At 61.5% G+C, this 15,002-nt stretch carries 18 protein-coding genes; 13 read left to right on the forward strand and 5 right to left on the reverse strand.

All coding sequences use genetic code 11. The features are described from left to right. Nucleotides 1-196: 196 nt before the first annotated feature. The 7 genes from hisB to coaA are packed head-to-tail and all read left to right on the forward strand — an operon-like array spanning nucleotide 197 to nucleotide 4,833. Nucleotides 197-805, forward strand: coding sequence for an imidazoleglycerol-phosphate dehydratase HisB (hisB, locus tag ASD52_RS25030; protein ID WP_025425358.1), 609 nt, complete (start codon nucleotides 197-199; stop codon nucleotides 803-805). 24 nt (nucleotides 806-829) lie between these two features. Next, nucleotides 830-1,300 (forward strand): DUF2628 domain-containing protein, encoded by a 471-nt coding sequence (locus ASD52_RS25035; protein WP_025425357.1) that lies wholly within the window; start codon nucleotides 830-832, stop codon nucleotides 1,298-1,300. Continuing rightward, nucleotides 1,300-1,950: an imidazole glycerol phosphate synthase subunit HisH gene (gene hisH / locus ASD52_RS25040; RefSeq protein WP_057225756.1), complete on the forward strand. Its 651-nt coding sequence runs from the start codon at nucleotides 1,300-1,302 to the stop codon at nucleotides 1,948-1,950. Before ASD52_RS25035 ends, hisH begins: the two co-directional genes overlap by 1 nt. 31 nt (nucleotides 1,951-1,981) lie before the next feature. Continuing rightward, a complete protein-coding gene (gene hisA / locus ASD52_RS25045; protein ID WP_025425355.1) occupies nucleotides 1,982-2,719 on the forward strand; it encodes a 1-(5-phosphoribosyl)-5-[(5-phosphoribosylamino)methylideneamino]imidazole-4-carboxamide isomerase in 738 nt (245 codons plus the stop codon). Nucleotides 2,720-2,723: 4 nt separating this feature from the next. After that, nucleotides 2,724-3,500, forward strand: coding sequence for an imidazole glycerol phosphate synthase subunit HisF (gene hisF, locus ASD52_RS25050; RefSeq protein WP_025425354.1), 777 nt, complete (start codon nucleotides 2,724-2,726; stop codon nucleotides 3,498-3,500). 17 nt (nucleotides 3,501-3,517) lie between these two features. Further along, nucleotides 3,518-3,841 carry a phosphoribosyl-ATP diphosphatase gene (locus ASD52_RS25055; protein WP_025425353.1) on the forward strand — a complete coding sequence of 108 codons (324 nt, stop codon included), beginning with the start codon at nucleotides 3,518-3,520 and terminating at the stop codon, nucleotides 3,839-3,841. Further along, nucleotides 3,838-4,833, forward strand: coding sequence for a type I pantothenate kinase (gene coaA, locus ASD52_RS25060; protein WP_025425352.1), 996 nt, complete (start codon nucleotides 3,838-3,840; stop codon nucleotides 4,831-4,833). Before ASD52_RS25055 ends, coaA begins: the two co-directional genes overlap by 4 nt. Before the next feature lie 99 nt (nucleotides 4,834-4,932). Here the strand turns inward: coaA and ASD52_RS25065 are convergent, their stop codons facing one another. From ASD52_RS25065 to ASD52_RS25085, 5 genes are all read right to left on the reverse strand, one after another. Further along, on the reverse strand, nucleotides 4,933-5,544 hold the full coding sequence (locus tag ASD52_RS25065; protein ID WP_057225766.1) for an alpha-ketoglutarate-dependent dioxygenase AlkB: 612 nt from the start codon (nucleotides 5,542-5,544) through the stop codon (nucleotides 4,933-4,935). 10 nt (nucleotides 5,545-5,554) lie between these two features. Then, on the reverse strand, nucleotides 5,555-6,004 hold the full coding sequence (locus tag ASD52_RS25070) for a hypothetical protein (RefSeq protein ID WP_025425350.1): 450 nt from the start codon (nucleotides 6,002-6,004) through the stop codon (nucleotides 5,555-5,557). After that, on the reverse strand, nucleotides 6,001-6,474 hold the full coding sequence (lysM, locus tag ASD52_RS25075; RefSeq protein ID WP_025425349.1) for a peptidoglycan-binding protein LysM: 474 nt from the start codon (nucleotides 6,472-6,474) through the stop codon (nucleotides 6,001-6,003). Before lysM ends, ASD52_RS25070 begins: the two co-directional genes overlap by 4 nt. A 93-nt stretch (nucleotides 6,475-6,567) precedes the next feature. Continuing rightward, on the reverse strand, nucleotides 6,568-7,002 hold the full coding sequence (gene arfB / locus ASD52_RS25080; RefSeq protein WP_025425348.1) for an alternative ribosome rescue aminoacyl-tRNA hydrolase ArfB: 435 nt from the start codon (nucleotides 7,000-7,002) through the stop codon (nucleotides 6,568-6,570). Nucleotides 7,003-7,219: 217 nt separating this feature from the next. Next, nucleotides 7,220-8,830 carry a phosphoenolpyruvate carboxykinase gene (locus ASD52_RS25085; RefSeq protein ID WP_025425347.1) on the reverse strand — a complete coding sequence of 537 codons (1,611 nt, stop codon included), beginning with the start codon at nucleotides 8,828-8,830 and terminating at the stop codon, nucleotides 7,220-7,222. A 329-nt stretch (nucleotides 8,831-9,159) separates the two neighbouring features. Between ASD52_RS25085 and chvI the strand changes: the two genes are divergently transcribed. The 6 genes from chvI (at nucleotide 9,160) to ahcY (ending at nucleotide 14,767) form a co-directional block, all read left to right on the forward strand. After that, nucleotides 9,160-9,888: a two-component system response regulator ChvI gene (chvI, locus tag ASD52_RS25090; protein WP_025425346.1), complete on the forward strand. Its 729-nt coding sequence runs from the start codon at nucleotides 9,160-9,162 to the stop codon at nucleotides 9,886-9,888. A gap of 228 nt (nucleotides 9,889-10,116) precedes the next feature. Beyond that, nucleotides 10,117-11,898 carry a sensor histidine kinase gene (locus ASD52_RS25095; protein WP_025425345.1) on the forward strand — a complete coding sequence of 594 codons (1,782 nt, stop codon included), beginning with the start codon at nucleotides 10,117-10,119 and terminating at the stop codon, nucleotides 11,896-11,898. A gap of 29 nt (nucleotides 11,899-11,927) precedes the next feature. After that, nucleotides 11,928-12,350, forward strand: coding sequence for a serine kinase (locus tag ASD52_RS25100; protein WP_051509138.1), 423 nt, complete (start codon nucleotides 11,928-11,930; stop codon nucleotides 12,348-12,350). Between the two features lie 156 nt (nucleotides 12,351-12,506). After that, a complete protein-coding gene (locus tag ASD52_RS25105; protein WP_025425343.1) occupies nucleotides 12,507-12,908 on the forward strand; it encodes a PTS sugar transporter subunit IIA in 402 nt (133 codons plus the stop codon). After that, entirely contained in the window at nucleotides 12,905-13,198 is a 294-nt protein-coding gene (locus ASD52_RS25110; protein ID WP_025425342.1) for an HPr family phosphocarrier protein, read from the forward strand. The genes ASD52_RS25105 and ASD52_RS25110 overlap by 4 nt, the downstream gene beginning before the upstream one ends. A gap of 168 nt (nucleotides 13,199-13,366) precedes the next feature. Beyond that, complete coding sequence (gene ahcY / locus ASD52_RS25115) at nucleotides 13,367-14,767, forward strand: adenosylhomocysteinase (protein ID WP_025425341.1); 1,401 nt, start codon at nucleotides 13,367-13,369, stop codon at nucleotides 14,765-14,767. The last annotated feature ends 235 nt before the right edge of the window (nucleotides 14,768-15,002 follow it).

Raw genomic sequence — 15,002 nt, forward strand, 5'->3', positions numbered from 1 at the left:
GGGGCGTTGGGGGCTCGAACGAGCCTGGTTGCTTGGAGCCTATGTAAGTGCGCCTTACGCGATTGCAAATCCCGGTGAGCCACGCAGTTGACCGTAAATCGGGCGCCTGCCCGAATCGTTCGAATCTCAGCCGCGGTTCTGGATATTTTCCGCCTCCCCTGATAAGGAGCGGCTCCAGCGCATACAGGAGAGCCTGATGGCAGAAGCCACATCCAGCCGCACCGGCCAAGTTTCGCGAAAGACGAATGAAACGGCCGTGTCCGTATCCGTCAATATCGATGGAACCGGAACGTCGAAGATTGCGACCGGAGTCGGCTTCTTCGACCACATGCTGGACCAGCTTTCCCGACATTCGCTGATCGACATGGACATCAAGACCGATGGCGACCTCCATGTCGACGATCACCACACTGTCGAAGACACTGGCATTGCCATCGGCCAGGCCATTGCCAAGGCGCTTGGCGACCGGCGCGGCATTACCCGCTACGCCTCGCTCGACCTTGCCATGGACGAGACGATGACGCGCGCGGCGGTGGATGTGTCCGGCCGGCCGTTCCTTGTCTGGAACGTCGCCTTTACCTCACCGAAGATCGGCACGTTCGACACCGAACTGGTGCGCGAATTCTTCCAGGCGCTCGCCCAGAATGCCGGGATCACGCTGCATATCCAAAATATCTACGGCGCCAACAACCATCATATCGCCGAGACCTGCTTCAAGTCCGTCGCCCGCGTGCTTCGCACGGCAACCGAAATCGACCCGCGCCAGGCCGGACGCGTTCCCTCGACCAAGGGTACGCTTGCCTGAGCGGTCATTATCTGGCTGATGACCATGGCCTCTTACATGATCCTGACCCCGCCGGGCGCCCGCGCCGACGATGACCGAGCGCGTTTCGTCGCCGACGGCTTCTCGTGGGGCGCCTTTCTGTTTCCGGCGCTCTGGCTTTTCGCCAAGCGCATGTGGCTCTTCGGAATCGCAGTTGCTGTTCTGCAGATTTTGTTAATCTCTCTGTCGGTGATCGGTGGCGGCCTCCTGGCAGCGCTGCTGTTGCATCTGGCGCTCGGCCTCATGGTCTCGCTGGAAGGCCCTGTTTTCATCGCCCGCCGCCTGATCGCCCGCAACTGGACGGTGCGCTCGATCGTGCCGGCGCGCGATCTTGAGACCGCCGAGGAAATCTACTTCGCAAACGTGGCCCCGGCCGACCGAAAGGCAGCGGAGCGGCCATCTGTCGACTGGCCGAGACAGGCGCCGGCAAACACCGGCCCGGGTCTTGGGCTTTTTGAATCCTACGGAGAACGCTGATGCGCGTCGCCATTATCGACTATGGATCGGGCAATCTGCGCTCGGCAACGAAGGCTTTCGAACGGGCAGCGCGGGAAGCCGGCATCGACGCAGAGATCGACCTGACGGACAGGCCCGAGCGGGTGGCGACCGCCGACCGCATCGTCCTGCCGGGCGTGGGCGCCTATGCCGATTGCCGTCGCGGCCTTACGGCCGTCGACGGCATGGAGCAGGCACTGACCGAGGTCGTCGAAGAGGCCGGTCGCCCGTTTCTCGGCATCTGCGTCGGCATGCAGCTGATGTCGTCGCGCGGCCTGGAAAAGACCACGACCCACGGCTTCGGCTGGATCCCCGGCGACGTCGTAGAAATGAGGCCGGCGGATCCGTCGCTGAAAATCCCACAGATCGGCTGGAACACGCTGCGGCTTGCCCGCACGCACCCGCTGTTTGACGGCATCCGCACCGGCGACGACGGCCTGCACGCCTATTTCGTGCACTCCTACCATCTGGCCGCGGAAAATGCCGGCGATGTTGTGGCCGAGGCGGATTACGGCGGCGCCGTCACCGCCTTCGTCGCCAATGGCAACAAGGCCGGCTCGCAGTTCCATCCGGAAAAGAGCCAGGAGCTTGGCCTTGCCCTCATCTCGAATTTCCTGCGTTGGAAGCCCTGAAGGCTCCGGCGACCTCTGATCGGATAGATACATGATCCTTTTTCCCGCTATCGACCTGAAAGACGGGCAATGCGTGCGCCTGAAGCTCGGCGACATGGAGCAGGCAACGGTCTACAACCCGGATCCGGGCGCCCAGGCGCGCGCCTTCGAGGAGCAGGGTTTCGAGTGGTTGCATGTGGTCGACCTCAACGGTGCCTTTGCCGGCGAGACCGTTAATGGTGCTGCCGTCGACGCGATCCTCAAGTCGACCAAGAACCCGGTCCAACTCGGCGGCGGCATCCGTACGCTTGACCATATCGACAACTGGCTGTCGCGCGGGCTTGCCCGCGTCATCCTCGGCACCGTCGCGGTGCGCGACCCGGCACTGGTGATCGAAGCCTGCCGAAAATTCCCGGGCAAGGTCGCCGTCGGCATCGACGCTAAGGGCGGCAAGGTTGCGGTCGAGGGCTGGGCCGAGGCGTCGGAACTCGGCGTCATCGAGCTTGCGAAGAAATTCGAGGGTGCCGGCGTATCGGCGATCATCTACACCGACATCGATCGCGACGGCATTCTCACGGGCATCAACTGGCCTTCGACGCTGGAGCTTGCCGATGCGGTTTCGATCCCGGTGATCGCTTCGGGCGGTCTCGCTTCGATGGATGATATCCGGCGAATGATCGCCCCGGATGCGGCAAAACTTGAAGGCGCGATCTCCGGCCGTGCGCTCTATGATGGCCGCATCGACCCGCAGGAAGCCCTGGCGCTGATCCGCGCCACGAGAAAGGCATGAGCCGATGACCCTCAAAGCCCGCGTTATCCCCTGCCTCGACGTCAAGGACGGTCGGGTCGTCAAAGGGGTCAACTTCGTCGACCTGATCGATGCCGGCGACCCGGTGGAGGCAGCCCGCGCCTATGATGCGGCCGGAGCGGACGAGCTCTGCTTCCTCGACATCACCGCCTCGTCGGACAACCGCGAAACCATCTTCGATGTGGTGGCGCGCACGGCCGAGCAGTGTTTCATGCCACTGACCGTCGGCGGTGGCGTGCGTCAGGTGGCCGATATCCGCAAGCTGCTTTTGGCAGGCGCCGACAAGGTGTCGATCAACACGGCGGCGGTGAAGAACCCGGAGTTCGTCGCCGAAGCCGCCGACAAGTTCGGCAACCAGTGCATCGTCGTTGCGATCGACGCCAAGAAAGTCTCGAAGGACGGCGAAGAGAACCGGTGGGAAATCTTCACCCATGGCGGCCGCCAGACGACGGGCATCGATGCGGTGGACTTTGCCCGGCGCGTCGTCGATCTCGGTGCCGGCGAAATCCTTTTGACCTCGATGGATCGTGACGGAACGAAGAGCGGCTACGATATCGCGCTCACCCGGGCGGTTGCCGATGCGGTGCGTGCGCCGGTCATTGCGTCCGGAGGCGTCGGCACGCTCGACCATATGGTTGCCGGCATCCGCGACGGCCATGCGACGGCGGTTCTGGCCGCTTCGATCTTCCACTTCGGCACCTATAGCATTGGCGAAACCAAGCGCTATATGGCCGAACATGGCATCGCCATGCGTCTCGATTGAGTTTCAGGGTTTCGTTCATGAGTGATTTCTCCCTTTCCGACCTCGAGACCATCGTCGCCGCGCGCGCCAAAGCGTCACCGGACGAATCCTGGACGGCGAAACTGGTCGCAAGCGGCCAGCAGAAAGCGGCCAAGAAGCTGGGCGAGGAAGCGGTCGAAACCGTGATCGCAGCGATCCGCAACGACCGCCAGAATCTCGTCGATGAGAGCGCCGATCTGCTCTATCATCTCATGGTCGTATTGAAAATTGCAGACATTCCGTTGCAGGATGTGCTCGACGAACTTGCACGGCGGACAAGCCAATCCGGTCTGCAGGAAAAGGCTAATCGGCAGGATCCATGACCCTAGCTGCGCAAGACATCGAAACGGTCGATCTCCCGGACAATCTCCAGAACCGGGACTATTCGCCCTATCATCTGTTTTCTGCCGAAGAGTGGTCCCGCTTTCGCGCGGACACGCCCCTGACGTTGACGGCAGACGAAGTGCAGCGTCTGCGCTCGCTGAACGACCCGGTGGACCTCGGCGAGGTCAGGCAGATTTACCTGTCGCTGTCGCGGCTTCTGTCCGCGCATGTGGAATCGTCCCAGCTTTTGTTCGAGCAGCGCAAGCGCTTCCTCAGCATGTCCGGCGAGACGAAGACGCCCTTCGTCATCGGCATTGCCGGATCGGTCGCCGTCGGCAAGTCGACGGCCGCACGTATCCTTGCCCAGCTCCTGTCGCGCTGGCCGTCGAGCCCGAAGGTCGATCTGGTGACGACGGACGGCTTCCTCTATCCGAACGCCGTCCTGCAGCGCGAAAACATGATGGATCGCAAGGGCTTCCCGGAAAGCTACGACCTCGGCGCGCTGCTGCGGTTCCTCTCGGCGATCAAGGCCGGCCAGCCCAATGTCAAGGCACCGAGCTATTCGCACATGACCTATGACGTGCTGCCGGACCAGTACACGGTCATCGACCGGCCCGACATTCTGATCTTCGAAGGCATCAACGTCCTGCAATCGCGCAACCTGCCCGCCGACGGCAAGATCGTGCCGATGGTCTCGGACTTCTTCGACTTCTCGATCTACATCGACGCCGAGGAGAGCCTGATCCACAGCTGGTATGTCAGCCGCTTCATGCGCCTCAGGGAAACGGCCTTCAAGAATCCGGAATCCTACTTCCACCGCTATGCGACCATCAGCGAGGATGCGGCGCGCGCGATCGCCGAAGGACTTTGGCACAACATCAACCTGAAGAACCTGCACCAGAACATTCTGCCGACGCGGCCGCGCGCCGACCTCATCCTGCAGAAAGGCCCCAACCACCTCACCGAGAAGGTGGCGCTGCGCAAGCTTTGAGCGTGCAACATGCGTGCGACCCGAGAATACGCAGCGATGGCTTCGCGGAAAATGTGGGTGTGACGCGAAGGCTGCCGCTCTATTTTGACGCGACATGCCTTAGGAGTTCACCCGGCGCAGCGTCAGATTGAGTCGGCCACCGTTCTTGAGCAGCGTCGATGTGTTCGGATAGATCCGGTCGACGCCGTGGAAGGCCAGACGCCCCTCGCCGCCGAGCACGACGATATCGCCGCTTTCGAGCCTGAAGGATATGGTCTGGCTGCCGCGCTCTCTGCCGCCGACCCGAAACAGGCAGCTATCGCCAAGGGAAATCGAGACGACTGATGTTTCCAGATCGCGCTCGTCCCTGTCTTGGTGCAGACCCATGCGGGCCTCGTCGGAATAGAAATTCACCAGGCATGCTTCCGGCCGTTTGTCGCTGGCCGAAACCGCATTCCAGATTTCAAGGAGAACATCCGGCATCGGCGGCCACGGCCTGCCCGTCCCCGGATGCTGCGGCTGATAACGGTAGCCCTTCTCGCGGTCGGTCACCCAGCCGAGCGGGCCGCAATTGGTCATGCGCACCGACATCGGCTTACCGGTCTTCGGCATCGCCGGCACGAACAGCGGCGCTTCGTGCACCACGCCCCTGATCGCTTCAACGATCTGCTCCTGACGGGCCCGGTCGAGAAAGCCAGGGATGTGTTTTATTCCTTTCGGGAGAACCTGCATGAGGTTGCCCTCACTCCTCAAGCCCGAGCAGTTTTGCCGGGACGCCGTAGCGCTCAGACCAGCCGGCATAGGCGACATCCGTCGGACCAACGACGTGATCCACCAGATTCCATCGACCGCCCTGGAAGCTGACGAGCGCGAACACCGTCAAGCCATCCATCATGTCGGCCTCGTCGCGAAACCCGGTCTGCGCGAGATCGATGCTGCCGCCGCCCGGACGTTGCGGCTCGACCTGGACGAAGGCCCAGTTCGGCGCCGCTCGCATCGTCGTGACGACGAATTCAACCGAACCGCGCATCTCCGCCTCGACGGCAGGCCGCAAGGCATCAAGGATCGCTGCACGCTCCGAACTACCCTTAGCCGGCTCACGCAGCGATTGCGCGGTGCCGGCGGAGGCAAGTCCAAGACTTGCGACCACCAGGACGACGCTCGAAAATGCACGCATCGACAAGGCTGTCACGCGGCATCCAGATCCGGAATGCGCAGCACCTGACCGGGGTAAATTTTGTCGGGATGGGTCAGCATCGGTTTGTTTGCCTCGAAGATGACCGTGTGCTTGGCGCCCTTGCCCTTGCCGTACTGCGCCTCGGCGATCTTCCAGAGGTTGTCGCCCTTCTTGACGGTATAGAAGACGGGGGCCTTGGCGGGCGCGGGCGCTGCACCGGCATCCGCCACCTTCAGCTCAGACGCTTCGACCGAAGACACGCCGAGCGTGTTGCCGACGGCGACGACCGCCTTCTCGAACGCCGTCTGATCCTTGACGACACCCTTCAGCACCACCTTGTCGTTGACGACTTCGACCTGGACGTCCTTGGTGCCGAGATCGTGCGAAGCGAGTTCCTTCTGGACGCTGTCGGCATCAGGCGCATCGTCGTCACCGCCAATGCCCAACTTCTTGCCGGCGTTCTTGATAAAACTGAAAAGGCCCATGGATTTCTCCTTCTGCAAAAGTTCCTGCGCGATAAGAGAGGGCGCTTGGCGACAAAAGACAAGGGACAGCCGAAAAGAATCCGCAACCGCAAGTCACTCGCCAGTCGGGCGGCCGCGCAACTTCTTGGTCTCGCCGCGACCGGTTTTTTCCTTCAGTCGGCGCTCGATCGAGCCGCGTGTCGGCTTGGTCTTCCTGCGCGGTGGCGGCGGCGGCTCCGCGGCCTTCAGGATCATCTCCTTCAGCCGTTCACGGGCATCCTCGCGGTTGCGCTCCTGGCTGCGAAAGCGACTGGCCTCGATCATCAACACGCCGTCTTTCGAGGCGCGGCGACCGGCGAGCTTCAGGGTGTTGGCCTTGATGCGATCGGTGAGCGCGGGCGAGGCCTGGACATTGAAGAACAACTGAACGGCCGTCGACACCTTGTTGACGTTCTGTCCACCCGGCCCGCCAGCCAGCACGAATTGCTCGCTGAGTTCCCACCCGGCGATAACGATCTGTTCGTTGATGTATAAAGGGTCGCTGGCCATGATCGCTCCTGGCGCTTTCTACTGCATAATTCCTAAAACCGGAATCGATTTACGGAGAAAATTATGCAGCAGATCTCGAGCCTTACAGCGTCCTTTGCGCGTCACATTTGACGCGTGCGCTGCAGCGCACAGAGCGAACCGCTTGAAAACAAGCAACCACAAAAAGTGAAACCCGGCCATTGAGGCCGGGTTTCACGTGAATCATAGCCAGCAATGCTTATTCGGCGGCAATCTTCGTGCCGGGAGCTGCATCGCGGACGCTGCCATCGACATGGTCTTCGAACTTGGCGAAGTTGGCGACGAACATATCGACGAGGCGACGGGCCTGAGCGTCATAGGCGTTACCATCAGCCCAGGTCGAGCGCGGATCAAGAATGCCGTCGTCGACGCCCGGTACCGAAACCGGCACGGCGAAGCCGAAGTTCGCGTCAGTGCGCAGTTCGCTAGCGTTCAGCGAACCGTCGAGGGCTGCCGCGAGCAGGGCGCGGGTCACCTTGATCGGCATGCGGCTGCCGGCGCCATAGGCACCGCCGGTCCAGCCGGTGTTGACCAGCCAGCAGGTGACGCCGTTGTTGGCGATCAGATCCTTCAGCAGGTTGCCGTATTCCGACGGGTGACGCGGCATGAACGGCGCGCCGAAGCAGGTCGAGAACGTTGCTTCCGGCTCGGTGACGCCCTTCTCGGTGCCGGCGACCTTGGCGGTGTAGCCAGACAGGAAGTGATACATCGCCTGTTCCGGCGTCAGCTTGGCGATCGGCGGCATCACGCCGAAGGCATCGGCGGTCAGCATGATGATCGTGCGCGGCTGCGGCGCGGTACCGGTTTCGCTGGCATTCGGGATGAAATCGAGCGGATAGGCGCAGCGGGTGTTTTCGGTCAGCGAACCGTCGTCGAAATCGGGAACCCGGCGTTCGTCGAGAACGACGTTCTCCATGACGGTGCCGAAGCGGCGGGTCGTCGCGAAGATTTCCGGCTCGGCCGCTTCGGAGAGACGGATGGCCTTGGCATAGCAACCGCCTTCGAAATTGAAGACGCCCTGCTCTCCCCAGCCATGCTCATCGTCACCGATCAGCGTGCGGGTCGGATCGGCCGAAAGCGTGGTCTTGCCGGTGCCCGACAGGCCGAAGAAGATGGCGGTATCGCCTTCAGGGCCGACATTGGCCGAGCAGTGCATCGGCATGACGCCCTTCTTCGGCAGCAGGTAGTTCAGAACGGTAAATACCGACTTCTTCATCTCGCCGGCATAGGACGTACCGCCGATGAGAATGAGACCGTTGGTCAGATCGCAGGCAATGACCGTTTCCGTGCGGCAGCCGTGCCGCTCGGGATCAGCCTTGAAGCTCGGCAGGTCGATGATCGTCAGCTTCGGCAGGAAGGAAGCCAGCGCACCACGCTCCGGACGGATCAGCAGGTTGCGAATGAACAGCGAATGCCAGGCAAATTCCGTGACGACGCGGGTCGGCAGGGCATTGTCCTTGTCGGCGCCGCCAACGAGATCCTGGACATAGAGCGACATGCCCTTGGCATGATCAAGCATATCCTGGCGCAGCACGGCGAAATGCTCCGGCGACAGCGGCTTGTTGTTGTCCCACCAGATCTGATCGTCGGTGGACGCATCACGAACGACGAACTTGTCCTTCGGGGAGCGGCCGGTGTGCTGACCGGTGCGCGCAACGATCGCGCCGTGCGCCGTCAGCTGAGCCTCGCCGCGGCGAATGGCTTCTTCATAAAGCTCTGGGGCTTCGAGGTTGTAGCGGACCACATCGAGATCCGTAAAGCCGAGTTTTTCCAAGCCGTTCGCTGCATTGCGAGTGCCGAGTTGCTCCATGGTCAAGCTTCCTTCGTGTTTGGCCATTGGCGTTAAATCTGGCCGGAACATACTTGCATGCTCTCTCAAAAACAAGGCGACGTCAAAAAAAGAATAATGATTTCAGTATATTAATCGATTTAAAGAAAATTATCGTTTTTTTAATCGGTTGAATCCGAGTTCCCTGCGCCATATCTGCCTCTGGGCGACGGAGTGTACGCTTGAGCGCATTTTGGGCTTCGCCACAATTTGTTCCACCTTTATACTCAAGTAACGCACCCGTGACTCGCGGTTGCCGCAGATTCGGAGACGAAACCGGCGATCGGCCTCAAATGACGGAGTTGAACACGATGCAGACCATCGCGCTTGTCGATGATGACCGGAATATCCTGACGTCCGTATCCATCGCGCTTGAAGCTGAAGGCTACAAGGTCGAGACCTATACCGACGGCGCCTCGGCGCTCGAAGGCCTATTGGCCCGACCGCCGCAGCTTGCGATCTTCGACATCAAGATGCCGCGCATGGACGGCATGGAGCTGTTGCGGCGCCTGCGTCAGAAGTCGGATTTGCCGGTGATCTTCCTGACCTCCAAGGACGAGGAAATCGACGAGCTCTTCGGCCTGAAGATGGGTGCGGACGATTTCATCACCAAGCCGTTCTCCCAGCGCCTGCTGGTCGAGCGCGTCAAGGCGATCCTGCGCCGGGCGGCCAACCGCGAAGCGGCTGCAGCCGGCGGCACCGCCGGAACACCCAAGACTTCCGACACGCCCTCGCGCTCGCTCGAGCGTGGGCAGCTGGCCATGGACCAGGAGCGCCACACCTGCACCTGGAAGAACGAGCCGGTCACGCTTACGGTGACCGAGTTTCTCATTCTTCACTCCCTCGCCCAGCGCCCGGGCGTGGTGAAGAGCCGCGACGCGCTGATGGACGCCGCCTATGACGAGCAGGTCTATGTCGACGACCGCACCATCGACAGCCACATCAAACGGCTGCGCAAGAAGTTCAAGATGGTCGACAATGACTTCGACATGATCGAGACGCTTTACGGCGTCGGCTACCGCTTCCGCGAGATGGCCTGAAGCGACGCGGGGTCTCAGCACTTGCCATCGCGTCGTTTGTGGAGCATTCAGAACCGACGCGATGGCGGCAGGCTTTGACCCGCCTCTTGGCTTGGCCGGTGGCATCGGATCCACGAGACCGAAGACCAGAAAGAACATCCGCGGATCTGCGAAACCCGACATCCGGGTGACGCCTGGTCGCAATCAGAAGATACGGCGGGGATACTCCCGCTGCGGGAGCGGAAAGACTTGGTGGAAGTCTTGCAAGGCGATGTCGATGAACTTGACGGACGGACATCGGCGAAAGGCCGGCGCTGGGCCTATTCGTTCACGCTGATTCGCCGCCTGTTCGGCAACGCCGTCTTTTCGAGCCTGACGCGACGGATCGTCTTCTTCAATCTCGTTGCGCTCGTGGTTCTGGTCGGCGGGATCATGTATCTCAACCAGTTTCGCGAAGGGCTGATCGACGCCCGCGTCGAAAGCCTGCTGACCCAGGGCGAAATCATCGCCGGCGCCATTTCGGCTTCCGCCTCCGTCGACACCAATTCGATCACCATCGATCCTGAAAAACTGCTGGAGCTGCAGGCCGGCCAGAGCATCACGCCGCTGCCGAGCGACGAAGACCTCGATTTCCCCATCATCCAGGAACGGGTGGCTCCGGTGCTCAGGCGGCTGATCTCGCCGACCCGCACCCGCGCGCGCCTGTTCGACGCCGATGCGGATCTGCTGCTCGATTCGCGCCACCTTTATAGCGGCGGCCAGGTGCTGCGCTTCGACCTGCCGCCCGTCGATCCCGAAGCCACCGGTATCGAGGAAAAGTTCGGAAGCTGGATCAACCGCCTGCTGCAGTCGGGCGACCTGCCGCTCTACAAGGAGCCGCCGGGCGGCAACGGATCGATCTATCCGGAAGTGATGAACGCGCTGACCGGCGTGCGTGGTGCGGTGCGCCGCGTGACCGAAAAGGGCGAGCTCATCGTCTCGGTCGCCGTGCCAGTGCAGCGGTCCCGCGCCGTTCTCGGCGTGCTGCTCTTGTCCACCCAGGCCGGCGATATCGACAAGATCGTGCATGCCGAACGCCTCGCCATCATCCGCGTGTTCGGGGTAGCCGCCCTCGTCAACGTCATTCTGTCGCTGCTCTTGTCGTCGACGATCGCCAATCCGTTGCGGCGCCTTTCGGCCGCCGCCATCCGGGTGCGTCGCGGCGGTGCCAAGGAGCGCGAGGAAATTCCTGATTTCTCGTCGCGCCAGGACGAGATCGGCAATCTCTCCGTCGCGTTGCGCGAGATGACGACCGCACTCTACGACAGAATCGCGGCGATCGAGAATTTCGCCGCCGACGTCAGCCATGAGTTGAAGAATCCGCTGACGTCGCTGCGCAGCGCAGTCGAAACGCTTCCGCTCGCCCGCACCGACGAATCGAAGAAGCGGCTGATGGACGTCATCCAGCATGACGTTCGTCGCCTCGACCGCCTGATCAGCGATATCTCCGACGCCTCGCGTCTTGACGCCGAGCTTGCGCGTAGCGACGCCAAGGTGATCGACCTCGAAAAACTGCTGGGCGACCTCGTCGATATCTCGCGCCAGATCCGCAGCAAGAAGAAGCCGGTGCTGCTCGATTTCGTCATCGACCGCAAGGACAGCCCCAAGGCGCGCTTCGCCATCAACGGCTACGAACTGCGCATCGGCCAGATCATCACCAATCTGATCGAAAACGCCCGCTCCTTCGTACCCGAACAGGGCGGCCGCATCGTCGTGCGCCTGACGCGCTCCCGGTCGCGCTGCCTCGTCTATATCGAGGACAATGGTCCCGGCATCCAGGCAGAAGACATCGACCGGATCTTCGAACGCTTCTATACCGACAGGCCGGAAGGCGAAGACTTCGGCCAGAACTCCGGTCTTGGCCTGTCCATCTCCCGGCAGATTGCCGAAGCGCACGGCGGCACGCTGAAGGCCGAGAACATCATGGGTCCGGATCGGCGGATCGTCGGCGCCCGCTTCGTGCTTTCCCTGCCCGCCGAGCCGCACGCGTGACGCCGCGGCACAACATTCACGGCACGGCAATGGTTCTCGGCACGACCGGCTTTCTGGTAACCGGACCTTCCGGCATCGGCAAATCGCGGCTGGCGCTCGCCTGTATTTCGGCGGCACAGCAGATGGGACACTTTGCGGCACTGGTCGCCGACGATCGTGTCGACCTGTCAATGGAGCAGGGCCGAATAATCGCCCGTTGCCCCGCGTCGATCGAAGGCCTGATAGAGATCCGCGGCGCCGGCATTGCCAGGCTCGAGACGGTGCATGCAGCGGTAATGGATTGGGCAATCCTGCCCGTCAACGCGCCATTCGATCCGCGCATGCCGCCGGAAAACGAGGAACTTCCCCTACCCGGCGGTGGCAGCCTGCCAATTGTTCGCGTCCCCATTGAAAACGGCGTACACGTGCTTGCTGTTCTGCGTGTGCTGCTACCCGAAAAATTAGGATTTTAGCTATAGTTGCAGGCAACTGGGCTGGTTTTTCGGCATTTTTGGCTTGCACTTCGCCTTTTCCTTGCCAAGATGGCCGCCCCAACAGGTGGACGAAATTGCTGCATTGCGATATCTGACCATCAGTGAATTGCGCGTGCAGTCGGAGAAAAGATACCCATGATCGGACTTGTGCTTGTCACCCATGGCAAGCTGGCTGAGGAATTCCGGCACGCGCTCGAGCATGTTGTCGGTCCGCAAAAAGCTATCGAGACCGTTTGCATCGGCCCCGAGGACGACATGGATCAGCGTCGGCAGGATATCCTCGACGCCGTGACCAATGTCGACGAGGGCCACGGTGTCATCATTCTCACCGATATGTTCGGCGGCACGCCTTCCAATCTTGCCATCTCGGTCATGCGCAGCGGCACGGTCGAAGTCATCGCCGGCGTCAACCTGCCGATGCTGATCAAGCTGGCCGGCGTGCGTGGCGAAAGCGACATGGACAAGGCCCTGCTGGAGGCTTCCGAGGCGGGACGCAAATACATCAACGTCGCCAGCCGCGTCCTGAGTGGAAAATGATGGACCATCGCACCGACATGTTGCTGACGCGCGAGCTCCTCATCGTCAACAAACGCGGCCTCCACGCCCGCGCTTCGGCGAAGTTCGTACAAACGGTCGAGGCCTACGATGCCGAAATCACGGTGTCGAAGGACGGCAGCACCGTCGGGGGCACCTCGATCATGGGCCTGATGATGCTGGCCGCCAGCACCGGCTCAAGCGTTTGCGTCACCGCCAGCGGTGCGCAGGCCGAAGAAGCGCTGAATGCGCTCGACGCGCTTGTGCGCGACAAGTTCGGCGAAGAAATGTGACCGACAATATAAAGATATAAAGACTTCTTTATATCGAGGTTGCCCTGCCCCAGGATTCCTGATAGATCGATCGCACTCTCACCGCGATGACATGCGCGGGAGGCATAGTCGTGCCGCCGGATGGCCAGAGGGCCAGAGCGGCTTGAAGAGATCAGCCTGGAGAATTTCATGACCACCACTCAGGATTACATCGTCGCCGACATCGGTCTTGCCGATTTCGGACGCAAGGAAATCACGATCGCCGAAACCGAGATGCCGGGCCTGATCGCCTGCCGCGAAGAGTTCGGCGCCTCCAAGCCGCTGAAGGGCGCGCGGATCACCGGTTCGCTGCACATGACCATCCAGACGGCCGTGCTGATCGAGACGCTCGCGGCTCTCGGCGCTGACATCCGTTGGGCCTCGTGCAACATCTTCTCGACCCAGGACCACGCAGCCGCAGCAATTGCTGCCAGCGGCATCCCGGTCTTCGCCGTCAAGGGCGAAACGCTTGAAGAATACTGGACCTACACCGACAAGATCTTCCAGTGGACCGACGGCGGCGTCTCCAACATGATCCTGGACGACGGTGGCGACGCGACCATGTACATCCTGCTCGGCGCCCGCGCCGAAGCCGGCGAGGACGTTCTCTCCAACCCGGGTTCGGAAGAAGAAGAGATCCTGTTCGCGCAGATCAAGAAGCGCCTCCAGGCTTCGCCGGGCTGGTTCACCAAGCAGCGTGACGCCATCAAGGGCGTGACCGAGGAAACGACGACAGGCGTCAACCGTCTGTACCAGCTCCAGGCCAAGGGCCTGCTGCCCTTCCCGGCAATCAACGTCAACGATTCCGTCACCAAGTCGAAGTTCGACAACAAGTACGGCTGCAAGGAATCGCTGGTTGACGGCATCCGCCGCGGCACCGACGTGATGATGGCCGGCAAGGTTGCCGTTGTCTGCGGCTACGGCGACGTCGGCAAGGGCTCGGCTGCTTCGCTCAGCGGCGCTGGCGCCCGCGTAAAGGTCACGGAAGTCGACCCGATCTGCGCCCTGCAGGCAGCCATGGACGGTTTCGAAGTCGTCCAGCTCGAAGATGTTGTTTCGTCTGCCGACATCTTCATCACCACGACCGGCAACAAGGACGTCATCCGCATGGACCACATGCGCGAGATGAAGGACATGGCGATCGTCGGCAACATCGGCCACTTCGACAACGAAATTCAGGTCTCCGCGCTGCGTAACCTGAAGTGGACGAACATCAAGCCGCAGGTCGACATGATCGAGTTCCCGAAGGGCAACCGCATGATCCTTCTGTCGGAAGGTCGCCTGCTCAACCTCGGCAACGCCACCGGTCACCCGTCCTTCGTGATGTCCGCTTCGTTCTCCAACCAGGTGCTGGCTCAGATCGAGCTTTTCACCAAGGGTGAGAACTACAAGAACGAAGTCTACGTTCTGCCGAAGGCGCTCGACGAGAAGGTTGCCCGCCTGCACCTGAACAAGCTGGGCGCGAAGCTCTCCGAGCTGTCGCGCGAACAGGCCGACTATATCGGCGTCGGCCAGCAGGGTCCGTTCAAGCCGGAACACTACCGGTACTAATCGTTACCCGGGCAATCCACAACATGTTGTGGCCGCGTTCTTGACAAGAGAGCGCGGCCTCTTTTTTGGGCAGCTCCCTTCCCGGCGATTCGTCAACGAAGTATGCTCTAACCCATTGATTCGTGATGCCGGTGCGGACCTTCGGGCATTGCGAGTGGGATGTCTTGTCGGCAAGCGGCAAACAGACGGAGACAGACCGGGGATGCAATCAGAACTGACGCGAACCCTTCAACCG

This window comes from Ensifer sp. Root142 (assembly GCF_001426785.1).
GTDB lineage: Bacteria > Pseudomonadota > Alphaproteobacteria > Rhizobiales > Rhizobiaceae > Ensifer > Ensifer canadensis.